Source organism: Bacillus sp. AFS017336, assembly GCF_002555445.1.
Classification (GTDB): domain Bacteria; phylum Bacillota; class Bacilli; order Bacillales; family Bacillaceae_G; genus Gottfriedia.
Genome location: NZ_NUCO01000138.1, coordinates 1 through 16,611, shown reverse-complemented (window position 1 = coordinate 16,611; position 16,611 = coordinate 1). Strand labels below are relative to the sequence as shown.

At 33.9% G+C, this 16,611-nt stretch carries 13 protein-coding genes and 7 tRNA genes; 4 read left to right on the top strand and 16 right to left on the bottom strand.

Annotated elements, in window-relative coordinates:
* Positions 1 to 143 precede the first annotated feature (143 nt).
* The 3 genes from CN601_RS23340 (at position 144) to CN601_RS23330 (ending at position 2,486) form a co-directional block, all read left to right on the top strand.
* Complete coding sequence (locus CN601_RS23340) at positions 144 to 1,067, top strand: 1,4-dihydroxy-2-naphthoate polyprenyltransferase (protein WP_142317432.1); 924 nt, start codon at positions 144 to 146, stop codon at positions 1,065 to 1,067.
* 99 nt (positions 1,068 to 1,166) lie between these two features.
* On the top strand, positions 1,167 to 1,916 hold the full coding sequence (locus CN601_RS23335; protein WP_098119584.1) for a TraR/DksA C4-type zinc finger protein: 750 nt from the start codon (positions 1,167 to 1,169) through the stop codon (positions 1,914 to 1,916).
* Between the two features lie 105 nt (positions 1,917 to 2,021).
* Positions 2,022 to 2,486, top strand: a complete 465-nt coding sequence (locus CN601_RS23330) for a TspO/MBR family protein (RefSeq protein WP_098172472.1) — start codon at positions 2,022 to 2,024, stop codon at positions 2,484 to 2,486.
* A 59-nt stretch (positions 2,487 to 2,545) separates the two neighbouring features.
* On the opposite strand, the gene CN601_RS23325 is transcribed toward CN601_RS23330, so the two are convergent.
* Complete coding sequence (locus tag CN601_RS23325) at positions 2,546 to 2,746, bottom strand: cold-shock protein (RefSeq protein WP_098121901.1); 201 nt, start codon at positions 2,744 to 2,746, stop codon at positions 2,546 to 2,548.
* Between the two features lie 473 nt (positions 2,747 to 3,219).
* On the opposite strand from CN601_RS23325, the gene CN601_RS23320 reads away from it, so the two are divergent.
* Positions 3,220 to 4,008 (top strand): TIGR00266 family protein, encoded by a 789-nt coding sequence (locus CN601_RS23320; RefSeq protein ID WP_098172471.1) that lies wholly within the window; start codon positions 3,220 to 3,222, stop codon positions 4,006 to 4,008.
* Positions 4,009 to 4,070: 62 nt separating this feature from the next.
* On the opposite strand, the gene CN601_RS23315 is transcribed toward CN601_RS23320, so the two are convergent.
* The 15 genes from CN601_RS23315 to CN601_RS23245 form a co-directional block, all read right to left on the bottom strand.
* Positions 4,071 to 4,865 (bottom strand): lipase family protein, encoded by a 795-nt coding sequence (locus tag CN601_RS23315; protein WP_179865670.1) that lies wholly within the window; start codon positions 4,863 to 4,865, stop codon positions 4,071 to 4,073.
* 64 nt (positions 4,866 to 4,929) lie between these two features.
* Entirely contained in the window at positions 4,930 to 7,338 is a 2,409-nt protein-coding gene (locus CN601_RS23310) for a glycogen/starch/alpha-glucan phosphorylase (RefSeq protein ID WP_098172469.1), read from the bottom strand.
* A 25-nt stretch (positions 7,339 to 7,363) separates the two neighbouring features.
* The gene (gene glgA / locus CN601_RS23305; protein ID WP_098172468.1) at positions 7,364 to 8,797 is read right to left on the bottom strand and encodes a glycogen synthase GlgA; all 1,434 of its coding nucleotides are present in this window, start codon (positions 8,795 to 8,797) and stop codon (positions 7,364 to 7,366) included.
* Positions 8,791 to 9,810 (bottom strand): GlgC family sugar phosphate nucleotidyltransferase, encoded by a 1,020-nt coding sequence (locus tag CN601_RS23300; protein WP_098121896.1) that lies wholly within the window; start codon positions 9,808 to 9,810, stop codon positions 8,791 to 8,793. Before CN601_RS23300 ends, glgA begins: the two co-directional genes overlap by 7 nt.
* 48 nt (positions 9,811 to 9,858) lie before the next feature.
* Positions 9,859 to 10,986, bottom strand: coding sequence for a glucose-1-phosphate adenylyltransferase (locus CN601_RS23295; RefSeq protein WP_098121895.1), 1,128 nt, complete (start codon positions 10,984 to 10,986; stop codon positions 9,859 to 9,861).
* Positions 10,934 to 12,862 carry a 1,4-alpha-glucan branching protein GlgB gene (gene glgB, locus CN601_RS23290; RefSeq protein WP_098121903.1) on the bottom strand — a complete coding sequence of 643 codons (1,929 nt, stop codon included), beginning with the start codon at positions 12,860 to 12,862 and terminating at the stop codon, positions 10,934 to 10,936. Before glgB ends, CN601_RS23295 begins: the two co-directional genes overlap by 53 nt.
* Positions 12,863 to 13,436: 574 nt before the next feature.
* Positions 13,437 to 14,336: a DMT family transporter gene (locus CN601_RS23285; protein WP_098172467.1), complete on the bottom strand. Its 900-nt coding sequence runs from the start codon at positions 14,334 to 14,336 to the stop codon at positions 13,437 to 13,439.
* Positions 14,333 to 14,887, bottom strand: coding sequence for a bifunctional transcriptional activator/DNA repair enzyme AdaA (locus CN601_RS23280; protein WP_098172466.1), 555 nt, complete (start codon positions 14,885 to 14,887; stop codon positions 14,333 to 14,335). The genes CN601_RS23285 and CN601_RS23280 overlap by 4 nt, the downstream gene beginning before the upstream one ends.
* A 1,074-nt stretch (positions 14,888 to 15,961) precedes the next feature.
* A tRNA-Glu gene (locus CN601_RS23275) sits at positions 15,962 to 16,033 on the bottom strand.
* An 11-nt stretch (positions 16,034 to 16,044) separates the two neighbouring features.
* Positions 16,045 to 16,135, bottom strand: a tRNA-Ser gene (locus tag CN601_RS23270).
* Positions 16,136 to 16,142: 7 nt separating this feature from the next.
* A tRNA-Asn gene (locus CN601_RS23265) sits at positions 16,143 to 16,217 on the bottom strand.
* Between the two features lie 20 nt (positions 16,218 to 16,237).
* A tRNA-Ile gene (locus CN601_RS23260) sits at positions 16,238 to 16,314 on the bottom strand.
* Positions 16,315 to 16,331: 17 nt separating this feature from the next.
* Positions 16,332 to 16,402: transfer RNA gene (locus CN601_RS23255), tRNA-Gly, on the bottom strand.
* Between the two features lie 6 nt (positions 16,403 to 16,408).
* A tRNA-His gene (locus CN601_RS23250) sits at positions 16,409 to 16,484 on the bottom strand.
* Positions 16,485 to 16,493: 9 nt separating this feature from the next.
* Positions 16,494 to 16,566, bottom strand: a tRNA-Thr gene (locus tag CN601_RS23245).
* Between the last annotated feature and the right edge of the window lie 45 nt (positions 16,567 to 16,611).

The following is a 16,611-nucleotide window of genomic DNA, read 5'->3' as shown; positions in this document are numbered from 1 at the left end:
TAGCTTAAATATACGTTAAATACATGATATAACTAAAGATACAACGATGAATGTAGACTGTCAATTTTATGAAGTTCGTCCATACTTTTTTAAAGTAAAATGGCCTACATTTTCAAATAATAATAAAAAGGAGGATGTTAAAAATGCAACCAACAATTCAATCACCAACTTCCTCAACAGGTTTTAGAACATGGTGGAATTTGTTAAGACCACATACATTAACCGCAGCGTTCATTCCTGTTGCGATCGGTGCAATGTTAGCACATATAGATCATTCATTTCATTTACTTTTATTTCTTTCGATGCTTATTGCAAGTTTATTAATCCAAGCAGCTGCAAATATGATCAATGAGTATTATGATTATAAAAGAGGTCTTGATCATGAAGGTTCTGTCGGAATCGGAGGAGCAATCGTAAGAGATGGCATTAAACCTTCAACTGTATTAACACTCGCTTTTTCTTTTTTTGGTATTGCACTACTTTTAGGTATTTATATTTGCATTCAAAGTAGCTGGTGGATAGCAGTTATTGGTCTAATATGTATGGCAGCAGCTTATTTTTACACTGGAGGACCACTTCCAATTGCATATACTCCATTTGGAGAATTAGTTGCGGGCTTCTTTATGGGTGTTGTCATTATTGGAATTACTTATTATATCCAAGCTGGAAATTTACCATCTAATGTAATTTTACTATCAATTCCTACTTCTATTACAATTGGAGCAATTTTAACAGCAAACAATATACGTGATTTAGATAACGATAAAGAAAATGGACGCAAAACACTCGTTATCTTATTAGGTAAAAAGAATTCAATTATCTTTATTGGTTCAATGTTTGCCGTTGCATATGCATTAGTTATTTTATTTGTCATAATGAATTTAATTACACCTTTTGCACTGATTTCTTTAGCAAGCATACCGGTAGCAATTAAAGCAACAAAAGGTTTTATTGGTAAAACTCAACCAATGGAAATGATGCCAGCTATGGCAGCGACAGCAAAAACAAATACTATAATGGGATTCCTTCTTGTTATAGGCTTAATAATTGGAAATATTTTTTCCTAATTAAGACAATTCAATTCCTCAAAAAACTTAACTCATGTTTTCTCCCTTTTTGAACAAAATATGGATAGCCATATTCATTTATTGAAAAGGGGGAGCATGATGCTTTCACAATCACAAATCCAAACATTTAAAACGGAATTACTAAAACAAAAACAACATATAGAAGAAAGATTAAATGATCCAGCTTTTACTCCATATTCACTCAGGGATTCAGTCGACGAACTTTCACTTATAGACAATCACCCTGGTGATTTAGGTACTGAATTGTTTGAACGCGAAAAGGACATTTCTCTTCATGAGCATTTAAGAAATGAATTAACCGATGTAAATACTGCGCTGCAAAAAATTGAAAATGGAACATATGGCATATGTGAAATTAGTGGCGAAGAGATTCCCTTTGAACGTTTACAAGCACTTCCTACAGCGAAAGCAACAATTGAGCATACCCATGATCAACATATTTCAAGTTCTTCTATAAGATACGATCGTCCAATTGAGGAAGAAGTTCTAAATCCTCCATTTAGTAGGGATCCTAAAGACCGCTCAATGATGTATGACGCTGAAGACGCTCTACAAGATGTAGAACGATATGGAAATTCACAAACACCTTCTGATTTTGAATTCAATAATATTGAGGAGTATGAAAACACTTATACTGAGAGCTATGAAAATGTAGGATATGTTGAAGAATTTGAAAACTTTATCGGCACTGATATATACGGAAAAGAACGAACCGTCTACCCTTCTAAAAAGCATGAACAGTATGAACAAGATCTTGATGACTATGAAGAACAAGCCTTAAACGGCGAACTATCCGAAATCGATGTAAAAGACATAGAAAAGTATTAAATTATAGCTTTCATTTAAAAACGATTACTTCATTGTGGTCGTTTTTTTTATATTTTCAAATTATAGACATATACTAAATCAAGACATCTTATTTAAGGAGGGTTTATGAATATAAAGTTAATCGTATTATTTTTCTCCTTATACTGCTTATTTTTTGTAGCTTCTATTTTATTTCCAATTGATTTTAATTGGTATAATAGTCTACATAAACCTAGCTATACCCCATCAGGAAAAACAATCGGAATCATTTGGGCTTTCTTGTATTCTTTTATTTCGCTAAGCGTATGTATAGTCGTTTCAATGGTTGAATCATTTAAAAAGGCAAAATGGTTTTTTATTTTATTTATTATTAATTATTTATTTAACCAGTTATTTAGTTTCTTTCAATTCGAACAAAAAAATATCCTATTAGCAACAATAGACTGCGGATTTGTATCAGTAACAGCTATACTTTTAGCAATCACTGCCTATAAACATTCAAAAACTTCATTTATTTTACTAATCCCTTATTCACTTTGGTCGCTCTTTGCTACCTACCTAAATTATAATATTTACTTACTAAATATATAGATTAATAGATTAAAATAAAAAAGGCATCCTAAATAAGGATGCCTTGAACATAACAAAAATTATTTTTTGTTTACGTTAGCTGCTTGTGGTCCACGGTTTCCTTCGATGATTTCGAATTGAACTTCTTGACCTTCTTCTAAAGTTTTGAAACCTTCGCCTTGAATTGCAGAGAAGTGTACAAATACGTCGTTTCCACCTTCAGTTTGGATGAATCCAAAACCTTTTTCGCTGTTAAACCATTTAACTTTACCGAATTCCATCGATAATACCTCCTAAAAATACATATATACACTATTAAAACGTGCATAAAAGAGGGATGAAGAAAAAGAACGTCATTGTCCAATCGGCTTAGGATTGCTACAACATTGAAAGTGGTCAAAACTTCTTTTCAAGACAAAGAAAAATGAGCGTTACTAAGAATTTTGTAGTGCAAATGTATCGTTAATTTCTTACCTTCAAATAAATATGCAGTTAATAGTAAATTAAATATATCATAGATAAAAAAGAGCGTCAATGACACTAAGGCTAAATTGAAAGAATTTTTTATATAATTCGTCAAATTTATTTTTTTGTATATTTCGACCTAATTTAATTCAATAAAATCGTCATATTTTCACATCAATTGGCAATAATATTTGAGGATTCTGTAGTAATTTATCAAATTATTTATAATTAAAAAACTAGAATTTCATATTACAATATTTGTATAGTGAAACTATAAGGAGGAATAACAATGAAAAATTCACATGAAGTTACATATAAAATTCATGGCCATGATATGCAATTTGTGCAGGTAGAGCTTGATCCAAATGAAACAGTAGTTGCTGAAGCTGGAGCAATGATGATGATGGACGATGGAATTGAGCTTGAAACAATTTTTGGAGATGGCTCCCAGCAAAGCGGCGGATTATTTGGAAAACTAGTTGGAGCTGGAAAGCGCCTTGTAACAGGTGAAAGCTTATTTATGACTAGCTTTACGAACCGAACTAGCTCTTTAAAAACAGTAAGCTTCTCTTCTCCATATCCAGGAACAATTATACCGCTGGATTTACATGAATATGGAAATAAAATTATTTGTCAAAAGGACTCATTCTTAGCTGCTGCAAAAGGGACTTCAGTTGGAATCGAGTTTAGAAAGAAATTAAGTACAGGACTATTTGGTGGTGAGGGCTTCATCATGCAAAAACTCGAAGGTGATGGTCTTGCCTTCCTACATGCAGGTGGTTCAATCTACACAAAAACACTACAACCAGGTGAAAAAATTAAAATTGATACTGGATGTATTGTTGGTTTTACTGGTAATGTTAACTATGAAATTGAGTACGTTGGAAATGTAAAAACGGCTTTATTTGGTGGAGAAGGTCTATTCTTCGCTACACTTCAAGGTCCAGGCACAATTTGGGTTCAATCATTAACTTTAGCAAGATTAGCATCTCGAATTGGTCAATACTTACCAAATTCATCTAAAGAAGAAGGAAGTATTTTAGGTGGCCTAGGGAATTTATTAGACGGTAAAGAATAAACCATTTTTTACGCTGCAACTTAAAAAACTAGTCTCATTTGACTAGTTTTTTTGTTTGATGATTAGATTACTTCCTCTTCCAATGGTTCAGCTTCACGCAATTTATAAGTAAATGTTGGGGTATAGTCATAATCCAGCTTCATCTTTTTAACCCCTTCGATATAAGTCGATAAGAGATGACTATTTTTAATTGATCCCTTATTTAGTGAAAAAGTGATTGGATGTTTCACTTGAACGTATTCTAAATAAATGTGCAAGGGCTTTATTTCTACTTTAAAAGGCGGGCTTAAAGGAACCATGTCATATAAATTAACAAATCTTAAACTATGCCTTACATTTTCATCATAATTTTCTTTAAACTTTATATTGCCAACTTTTGGAGAGCCAAATGTATAAACATTCGGGTTACAAATTCCATTCATTGCAATCTCATAACCTAATAACGTAGCCAATGATCCACCTAAGCTATGCCCGGTTATGAATATTTTTTTTGAGAGAGCCTTTACTTTTACAATTGCTAAGAGCATTTCTCGACAAGATTGATAAATTGATAGAAAACCTGAGTGTACATTTCCACCATCCATCACATAAGGAAATAAATCTTGATCAATTTTCAAATCAGCTAACCAATCTAAATCTGATTTCGTTCCTCGAAATGCGATGATGATCGAATCTTCATTTTCTATAATATAACCAAACCACTCCGGCTCGCTAAAAACACATGCTTTGATTGTATCAACTAATGAATAATCTGCAGGTATCATAAATTGCCCATCTTCTTCATACTGAGTATACGCCTGTTCAATGCAAAGTAGTAATTCTAAGGCTTTATCATAGTCGACTGAAAGGAATTTCAACTTATCTCTCCTTTCCCGCTTTACACAATTATATGAAAAACCTCCTATTAAAATAAGAGGAGGTTTAAGTGTGATGTAAAGTTCTTTCGTGTATATTCCATATTTCTGAAGCGTATTGACGTATAGTACGATCACTTGTAAAAAAGCCTGATTTTGCGACATTATGAAGACTTTTTAATGCCCAGTCTTTTTTGTTTTGGTAAGTATTATTAATACATTCATGAGCTTTTACATATGAAGAGAAGTCCCTTAATAAGAAGTACTCGTCATTATAGGACATAAGTGAATCAAAAATCGGCTCAAATTCTTCTCTTGGTAATGGAAATAATCCATGGAGTAATTGATCTAATACCTTTTTAATTCTAAGATCATGATGATAATAATCACTACTTTTGTATCCACCGTGTTGGTAATAATTTAAAACCTCGTCCGCTGTAAGTCCGAAAGTAAAAATATTCTCCTCGCCAACTTCTCTTAAGATTTCAATATTTGCCCCATCTAGCGTCCCAATCGTAAGTGCGCCATTCATCATAAATTTCATATTTCCAGTTCCTGACGCTTCCTTACTTGCTGTTGAGATTTGTTCACTGACATCAGCTGCAGGGAAAATGATTTCTCCTAACGAAACACGGTAATTTTCGATAAAAATGACTTTTATAAATTGACTTATATAGCGATCATTATTAACGATGTCAGCCACAGAATGAATTAATTTAATAATCTTTTTCGCAAAATAGTAACCCGGAGATGCTTTCGCCCCAAATATAAACGTTCTAGGATGCATTTTAAAATGTGAATCTTCCTTCAAACGATTATATAAATACATGATATGTAAAACATTTAGTAATTGCCTTTTATATGCATGCATCCGCTTCACTTGAATATCAAATATTGAATCTGTGTCTAACGCAATTCCATTTGTATAGTGAACGTAATTTTCGAGCACTTCTTTTCTCTTTTTCTTTACATTCATAAATTCTGTTAAGAAGGCTTCATCTTTTTGATAGTTCAATAGATTGTCAAGTTGAGTTGGTTCGTGGATCCACCCGTCCCCAATCGACTCATTTATTAAGCTACTAAGCTCTGGATTACATTGAAGTAACCATCTTCTATGAGTTATGCCATTTGTTTTATTATTAAACTTAAATGGCTCATGCTCATAAAAGAGCTTCATTTCTCTTTGCTTTAAAATTTCAGTGTGAATTTCTGCAACTCCGTTTACGCTCTTACTACCTACAATTGCTAGATGAGCCATTTTTACGACGTCGTGAGCAATTATTGCCATTTGTTCTATGCGATCCCAGTCACCTGGATATTTGTTCCAAAGCTCTTTACAATATCTTTCATTTATTTCTTCTACAATCATATAAATCCTTGGTAATAAAGGCTTAAATAAATCAACTCTCCATTTTTCAAGCGCTTCAGAGAGCGTTGTATGATTCGTATAGGAAATCGTTTGGGTTGTAATTTCCCAAGCTTCCTCCCAAGATAGCTTTTCAATATCGATTAAAATTCTCATCAACTCTGGAATCGCTAAAACTGGATGTGTATCATTTACATGAATCGCAATTTCTTCGTGAAGCTTGCGAATATTACCGTATTGCTCTTTATATGAATCTACTATTCTTTGAATGCTTGCAGAAACAAGAAAATACTGTTGCTTTAGACGTAAAATCTTTCCTTCATCATGTGTATCATCAGGATATAAGAATTCAGAGACCGCTTCTGCTTCTCTCTTATATTTCATCAATGTTTTATTCGAGGAATGTGTAGACGCTTCTGCACTCCATAATCTTAACGTATTTACCGTATTTGTATGATAACCTATGATCGGTAAATCGTATGGTACTGCTGTGATTGCTTCTGCACTGTGAATTCTGAATTCTAATCGATTTTTGTTATTATATGATTCGACTTCTCCACCAAATAGGACTTCTATTGCTTCATCATCTCTTCGAACTTCCCAAACATTTCCGTATTTCAGCCATTGTTCTGGGAGCTCAACTTGATAGCCATCTACAATCTTTTGGTCAAATAGGCCATGTTTGTAGCGTATGCCACATCCATGACCAGGTAAGTCTTGAGAAGCTAGGGAATCAAGAAAGCACGATGCTAGGCGGCCGAGGCCACCATTTCCTAGACCTGCATCACTTTCAAATTCCTCCAGATCACTTAAAGTAATGCCTAATTTCCCAAGACCTGTTTCACATAACTCTCTAAGGCCTAGATGAATTAAATTACTTTTCAAAAGTTTACCTAATAAGAATTCAATTGATAAATAATAAACTTGTTTTTTTCGCTCTAAACGGTATTGTTCACTCGTTCCTAACCAATTACCGCTTATATGTTCACGTATCATCGTACCAAGTGTTTGAAACTGCTCCTGAGTAGTGCTTTCTGCAATATTCTTTCCATGCATACTTTCTAGCTTTTCTTTAAAACCCCACTCAAATTCCTCCACACTAGAAAACATGGAATCACCTCACCCTATAAGATTTTTACTTTGAGGATTGCATATATAATTTTGCATATTCTTTAGCAGATTTTAACCAACTTGAATCTCTATTAATTGCATTTTTCCTTACTGATTTCCAATTCTTTTTATCCTCGTATACAATAAGTCCTCGTTCAATTGTGTGAAGCATATCGTGAGCATTATAGTTCGTAAATGTAAAACCGTTTCCGCTCTTCGTCTCTTCATTATATGACTGGACAGTATCATTTAGCCCCCCAGTCTCCCTTACGATTGGGACACAGCCATACTTCATTGCAATAAGCTGCCCTAAACCACAAGGTTCAAATAAAGAAGGCATTAAGAATAAATCTGCACCTGCATAAATTTGGTGGGCAAAACTTTCATCAAATCCAATATAGGCCCTTACTTTGTCATAATAATTATGTTCCATTGATTTAAAGTAGTTCTCGAACTCTTCTTCACCAGTACCCAAAATGATTACTTGAACGTTATGATCCATTATTTGAGGGAATACGTGTGTAATAAGGTCAATTCCTTTTTGACTTGTTAAACGAGAAACCATCGCTATAACTGGAATATTTTCGTCCATTTTTAAGGCAAGCGACTCCTGCAGTTTCAATTTATTCTCTGCTTTATTTTCGATTGTAAATTCATCGTAATTAGCATGGATTTTTTGGTCAGTAGCTGGATTATAAATTGTTTCATCAATTCCGTTAACGATTCCGAAAAGTTTGTGATCTTGCTCACGTAATAGTCCATCTAGTTGCTCTCCGAAAAACTCGTGCTTGATTTCTTCTTTATAAGTTGGACTAACAGTTGTTACGATATCACTAGAAATGATTCCAGCTTTCATAAAGTTGATACAATCGTAAAATTTTAAATAGTCATCGCTAAAATATTGCTCATCAATTCCTAAAATGTCATCCATTACTACTTTAGAAAATACACCTTGGAATTGAAGATTATGGATTGTAAAAACAGATTTCATTTTTGGATTAATATCTTTTAATGCGCCATACTCTTTCATGAAAAATGGGATCATCGCTGTATGCCAATCATGACAGTGAATAACATCAGGGATAAAATCTAACTCTTTAATGCATTCAATCGCTGCCAATGTGAAAAATGCATAACGCTCTCCATCATCGTAGTGACCATATAACTTATCTCGATTGAAATAGTACTCGTTATCAATAAAATAATAAGTCGTACCTTCAACCTTTAACTCAAATAATCCACAATACTGTTTTCTCCACCCTAGATTTATAGAGAGCTCTTTTACAAGCTTAGCTTCTTCTCTATATTTAGCTGGAATTAACGAGTAGAATGGAAGCATTACTCTTACATTCATATTTAATTTATTTAAATATTTAGGGAGGGCGCCTGCAACATCTGCAAGCCCTCCCGATTTAACAAATGGTACGCACTCTGAAACAATATATAAAACATTTACCACTGAATCAACGCTCCTTGAACTGAACCTTTTTGAAGCACTACTGGCTCATTTAAGCTTCCTTTTATTTCAACGCCATCTTCTATTCGAACATCCTTATCTAATATAACTCCATCTAATATACAGTTATCGCCAATGTTTGATTTTTGCATAACAACACAATTGCGAATAATCGTATTTTTACCAATTTTCACCGCTCTTGAAATAATACTATTTTCAACAGTTCCTTCTATTACACATCCATTAGCTACAATTGAATTTTTTACAATTGCTTCTTTTGAATATTTTGTTGGTGGCTCATCTTTAACTTTTGTAAAGACAGGATAAGATTTTAAGAATAATTGATTCCAAATTTCAGGATTTAATAATTTCATACTTTGCTCGAAATAATCCTCAATTGTTTTAATGATTGCCACTTGTTGAGGAATTTCATATGCTTTTAATTCGACTTCATTATTTTGATCACGCACAACGTCCATAATTGTTTCATAGCCTTTTTCATGGAAGTTTTCAAAAAGCTTTAACAGTAACTCTTTTTCAAGTATATAGATATTTAAAGATTTACCAAATTGCTTTAACTCTGTAATTTGTGCATCTGTTTCGATATGTCTCTTTAAAATTGGTCTAAAATCGACTGAGCAAATAGTATATGTATTTGCTACAACTACATACTTTTGAGTCGCACGTTGTAAAAATTGGATATGTTTATCAATAAAATCAAAAGTACCAAAAGCTCCATCACTAGGCTCTGGTGTAAAGATAAATAGCCCATCCTTTTTTCGATTTAAGTCCCAGTGTTTACCTGAGCCTAGATGATCAATAATTGATCGATAAGGTTGATCGGGAAATACAGCGACACTCGTAATACCTGAATTCACCATATTACTTAACATAAAATCGATCAAACGATATCGACCTGCATAAGGAAGTGTTGCTAATGGTCGATGTTGTGTTAACGGCTTTAAAGATTCAAAATGTGTTGAAGCCTCAATTATTCCTAGCATAGTATGTTTCATCAAATAACCCTCTCAATCTATTTTTCTTTTTGAGGAATGAGCCACCTCTTAAACTTCGCTCGTAACTAAAATAACCTCTTCATAATCTTTCTCAGGACCTAATAGACTTCCATCGGGAACAATCATCCCAGGAGCTACTACCGCATTTTCAATTCGAACATCCTTTCCAATTACACAACCTGGCATAATGACAGAATCCTTAATCATACTGCCCTCTCCGATTGTTACACCTTGGAATAACACTGAATGTGAGATAAAACCTTCAACAACGCAACCTTCATTAATTAGTGAGTCTTCAACGATTGCTGTAGGTGCAATATATTGTGGTGGTTGATTCGGATTAACTGAATATATGCGCCAATCACGGTCGTATATATTTAGTTCACTTTCTTCATTTAATAAATCCATATTTGCTTCCCATAAGCTTTTTACTGTACCTACATCTTTCCAATAGCCTTTGAAAGGATAAGCAACCACTTTTTTCTTCTCTTCTAGTAATAATGGAATAACATCTTTACCAAAATCATTACTAGACTCTGGATTACGGTCATCCATCTCTAAAAACTCTTTTAAAACATTCCATTTAAAAATATAAATTCCCATTGAAGCTAAATTACTTTTCGGATTTTGAGGTTTTTCTTCAAATTCTACAATGTCCATTTCCTCATTCGTATTCATAATTCCGAAACGGCTAGCTTCTTCATAAGGGACCTCGATCACAGAAATAGATACATCCGCATCTTTTTCAACGTGATAGTCTAGCATTTTGCTATAGTCCATTTTATAAATATGATCACCTGAAAGGATTAACACATATTCAGGTTGATATTGTTTTAAATAATTTAAATTTTGATAGATTGCACTTGCAGTACCTGTATACCATTTAACGCCAGACGCTTCTGAATATGGCGGTAAAACAGTAACTCCACCATTTAAGCGATCTAAATCCCATGCACTCCCTATACCAATATATGAGTTTAGGACAAGTGGCTGATATTGGGTTAGCACCCCAACAGTATCAATGCCTGAATTTGTGCAATTACTTAAAGTAAAATCAATTATTCGATATTTACCTCCGAAAGCTACGGCTGGTTTTGCTAGTTCTTTTGTTAAAGAACTTAACCTACTCCCTTTTCCCCCTGCTAGTAACATTGCTACGCATTTTTTCTGAACCATTGCTGCTAATCCCCTTTCGCATTTTGACTGGACGTATGATAGTAAAACTAAACGCAGGTAGTGCTATTTCAATACTGTATGGTAAACCATGAAATGGTAATTCTTCTGCTTCAATGGATGAACGATTGATTTTACTATCGCCACCAAATTGTACATAATCGCTTGAAAGTAATTCTTTATATCGGTGCTTTGCAGGTACACCAATTCGATATGAGTCATAAGAAATCTCTCTAAAGTTACAAATTACTATGACATAATCTTCTTTGTTTTTCCCTTTACGGATAAATGAAAATACACTTTGATCTGAATTATTTGCATCAATCCAAGAAAATCCATCCCAATGATTATCAACTTCATAAAGTGACTTATTTTTTTTATAAATTGATAATAATTCTTTGAAGTATTTGTTCATCTTCGTATGAGACTCATAATCTTTTATCATCCAATCAACTTGCTCTAAATCCTTCCATTCATCGAATTGACCAAATTCACTTCCCATAAATAAAAGTTTCTTACCTGGATGAGATAAGTAATAACCAAATAACGCTCTTAGTTGAGCAAACTTTTCATCATATGTACCTGGCATTTTATTGAGTAATGATTTTTTACCATGTACTACTTCATCATGTGAAAAAGGCAAAACAAAGTTTTCCGAGAAGGCATATAAAAACGAGAAAGTCATCTTATTGTGATGATGCTTTCTTTCAGCTGGTTGAGTTTCCATATAGGTCAAAACGTCATTCATCCAACCCATATTCCACTTGAAATTGAATCCTAGTCCACCTTCATACGTAGGTGCAGTAACTAATGGCCAATCAGTAGAATCTTCCGCAATCATTAATACTTGTGGATCATGCTCAAATACCACTTCATTTAATCTTCTTAAAAAAGAAGCTGCAAAAGGATTTTCTTCATTTCTATTTTTCCAATACAAAATATTGGCAACCGCATCTACTCGGAAACCATCAATATGAAAGTATTCCATCCAATATAAGGCATTTGAAATAAGAAATGATTTTACTTCTGGTTTAGATAAATCGAAATTCGCTGTTCCCCATACTTCATTTTCTCTAGCTTCGTAACCTTCATATTCATATGTTGGTTCACCATCAAACATGTATAATCCATGAGAATCCTTACAAAAATGACCTGGTACCCAATCCATAATGACACCTATCCCATTCTGGTGACATTCATCTATAAAATTCATTAATTCATGAGGATTTCCATATCGACTAGTGGAAGAGAAATACCCTACCCCTTGATATCCCCACGATCGATCATATGGATGCTCGACTAACGGTAAAATCTCAATATGAGTAAAACCATGCTCTTTAACATATGGAATTAATTCCGTTGCTAATTCTGCATATGTGTAGAAATCACCATTCTTCTTCTTTTTCCAAGACCCTAAGTGCACTTCGTAAATTAAAACTGGTTCTTCATAAACAGACTTTTTAAATTTTTGCTTACGGTATTTTGCATCTTTCCATTTGTATCCTGAAAGATCATAAACAACAGAAGCAGTATTCGGTCGAAGTTCACTAAAGAAAGCATAAGGATCACTTTTTAATAAAATATCTCCCTTTTTGGTTGAAATTTCATATTTGTATACTGTCTCATGACCAATTTCTGGGATAAATATCGTCCATATCCCTTGATCATTCAACCTTTCCATCTTATGCTCTAAACCATTCCAATTATTAAAGTCCCCTACAACTGAGACACCCTTCGCATGTGGAGCCCACACTGTAAAAGTAGTTCCAACTTTATTCCCTTTTTTTACTACATGTGCACCAAAGCATTCATGGCTGTGGAATAAACTTCCTTCATGGAATAAATGCACATCAAACTCAGTTGGCCGTGTCAAAAGCAACATCCTCACCTCATTACAATCTCTTAAATTCTTCTATCTCTTAATATTCTACAAATATATATAAACACCTTGTATTTATGCAAAAAAAATTCAAATATTTTTTCGGTAAAATGAATAACCATTCATGAAAACGTTGCCATTATTGCGTTTGTCGTAAAAATGTCGAATTTGTCGAACGAATATTACTGTATATTTATTCACAACTTCCCTGAAAACCCTTGTAATAATTTGTAAATTTTTGATTTTTCATAAAATTTCATACATAATTCGCGTTTTAAAATCATATAATCTTTGTATTTAAAAAGAATTGTAGAAGATTGTCGGATTGGGAAGGAGAGTTATTTTTTGAAAAAATTTTAAAAGTTTTTATAAAATTTTTAGAATCCCTGCTGCGGAATTGGAAATAAATACTAACTTTAGGATGCAATAAGGACAATTCAAATCTTATGTCGAATCTTCTATGTACAAAATTTAAGACGTTAACAATCTGAACAGATGACCGTGTAGCAAAATAAAAGGATCCTCGTCCGTTTACGAAGATCCTTTTTAGATTATCTATTATTTTTTTGGACGACTAAATCTCCATGTGCTTACTCGTTGCTAATGCTTTTAATCGGATGTCTGAAATTAGGAATACACCACATAATATGACAATAAAACCGAACAGCATTCCTAAAGAGATATGTTCTTTTAAAATAAGAACTCCCCAAATCATTCCAAATACAGGGATTAAAAATGTAACACTTAACGTCTTAGTCGGTCCAACACTTTCGATTAGATAAAAATACAATAAATATGCTATTGAAGTACAAAATAATGCTAATCCTATAACCGACAATATAGCCAATATCGTCACGTTAGTTGTCGAGGTAGGTAAATTTAGTAATGTAAATGGTAAAAGTATAATTGCGGCACCGATTTGTTGTCCAGCGGCAAGTGATATTGGTGGAACTCCAATAAATGCCTTCTTTGCGTAAACACCTGCAAGTCCATATGAAATGGTCGATAAAACAGCAAGTCCCACTGCAATTTTAACATCGTAAGTAAATGGAATAGAGCTCCATCCTACAAGTAAGATTACTCCAATTACTCCTATAACAATCCCAAGCCATTTTCGCATACACAAACTTTCCTTCATCCATATCCATACTACAAGTGCAGTAAATAAAGGTGTCAAAGAGTTTAAAATTGATGACATAGAAGCTGTTAGATACAATGCTGATATAGCTATTAAAGTAAATGGAATTGCAGCATTTAACATCCCAATTATTAAATATTGTTTCCATCTCTTCTTAAAGTGTAATGACTTCTTTGTAATAACTAAATATAATACTAAGGCAATAGAAGCAAATGTAACTCTTGCTTGAATTGTTAGAAATGGTCCAAAAACAGGTGAAGCGATTCTAATAAATAAAAAAGAGGCCCCCCATAACGCTGCTAAGCTAAATAACGCCATTCCATCTTTTAATTTCATTTATTTAACCCCTTTCTAAAACTTGAAGGAGTGTAATGTAAATGCTGGCGGAACATATTGGAAAAATGTGCTGAGCTTTTAAAACCAAGATTATGTGCTATTTCTGTTATCGTTTCATCAGTCTCTCTTAGCAATCTCGCAGCCTCATTCATTTTCAACTTAGTTGCGTATTCTAATGGAGAGAAACCTGTAGACTTTTTAAATAATCTCTGTAAGTGAAATTTACTTACTCCTACTTCAATTGCTAACCGATCTAAAGATAAACTACTTCGATACTCTTTTTCAATAAAGCGTTTGGCTGAAAAAATTATATCCTCCTCACTTGTGTGAAGTAAGTCAGGTTGACATCTTTTGCAAGGACGATAACCATCATTTATTGCTAATGAAAGCGATGGATAAAACGATACATTTTCTATTAAAGGGGTTCTTGACTTACACGAGGGCTTACAACAGATTCCAGTAGACTTAACTGCATAAATAAAAACGCCATCATAGTTTTCATCACATTCCTCAACTGCAGCCCACATAACTTGATTATTTAATCTGTTCATTCGATCACTCACCTCATCCTTAGTATTCACATTTTAGCATCAAGATCCTTCGCTAGCTTTCATTTTCTTGCTTTCTAATTACAGATTAAATATTAAGGGTAAGTATAAAGAATGAATGACTTTAAAAATAGTTTTTCTCCTATCAATTTTCTCAAATTGAAAATCTTTTCTATTTTACCGTTAAAGTATTTAAGGATATTCATCTTTTACATAAATACATTATAGAAGATAACACAGTGGGTTGAAGGATTCATTATAGGAATAATATTTATGAATAATACTGATGTTGTAATTAAGTGCTAGGATATAATCTTGTTGGAATTTAAACTAAGTCATACTGCTAGTAGTTTTAAAGCGAGAAATAAGTTTGTAGCCCGAATGAAGTTCATAGGAAAAGTACAGGCCTACACCATGGAGAGCTACTTCTGAAATGCGTTGTTTCTATTACTATATTTGTTGCATGTACGTGGAAATATTTATTGATTTGCTAGTATCCATAAACACAAATTATCTTTACTAATTGTAGTTTAATTGATTTTATTAAAGAACTAGGGGATGAATTCGATTGGGAGAATATTAATGGAGTTGAGTGAAGGATTAGTAACGAATGCCTTTTTAGATAATGAAATTAAAGCGTTTAAAAAAAGGTGACGAATGGTCAGGCTATTTATTGAGAGAATACTCTTGGCTTTTATATTAATAATTAGGTTCGTCCGTTTTTTCATTCAATAGACATTTTATTGGAGACGTTCACATTAAAACTTTTTCTCTATTTATGAAAATTACTTCTAGTATTACGTATTCGATGTTTATGATGGAGGCATCTATATAAATAGCCCTAGAAGGCATCTATTAGTCCAGCTATACTACTCAAACTACCATTAAATAGATTTGCTCTGATATACTCTCCTACGAAACGTTATTGGATTCGCTGTATTTATAAATCGCACGGAGTTATCACTTCTACCGTGATGATGGAGAATTCTTCCTCCTATTGTTGTTTGAGTCCCTAATTATAAAGACAAATAAAAAACTCAGTTACCTGTGTTATCACAAATAACTGAGCTTTAGTTATGACCCGTACGGGACTCGAACCCGTGTTACCGCCGTGAAAGGGCGGTGTCTTAACCGCTTGACCAACGGGCCAAAAAAAAATATGGCAGAGAAGAAGGGATTCGAACCCTCGCACCGGTTACCCGATCTACACCCTTAGCAGGGGCGCCCCTTGAGCCACTTGGGTACTTCTCTATCATAATGGCTCCGCAGGTAGGATTCGAACCTACGACCACTCGGTTAACAGCCGAGTGCTCTACCACTGAGCTACTGCGGAAAAATTAATTATAAATTTAATGGTGGGCCTAAATGGACTCGAACCATCGACCTCACGCTTATCAGGCGTGCGCTCTAACCAGCTGAGCTATAGGCCCATTAAATTTTATAAAAAAGCGGGTGATGGGAATCGAACCCACGACCGAAGCTTGGAAGGCTTCTATTTTACCATTAAACTACACCCGCATAATATGGGGCGACCGATGGGAATCGAACCCACGAGTGTCGGAACCACAATCCGATGCGTTAACCACTTCGCCACGACCGCCATAAAGAGTGCCGACTAAAGGACTTGAACCCTCAACCTACTGATTACAAGTCAGTTGCTCTACCAATTGAGCTAAGTCGGCTTAATTATTTTAATAAGTGTTTTTTATTTAAGATGGTGGCTCGGG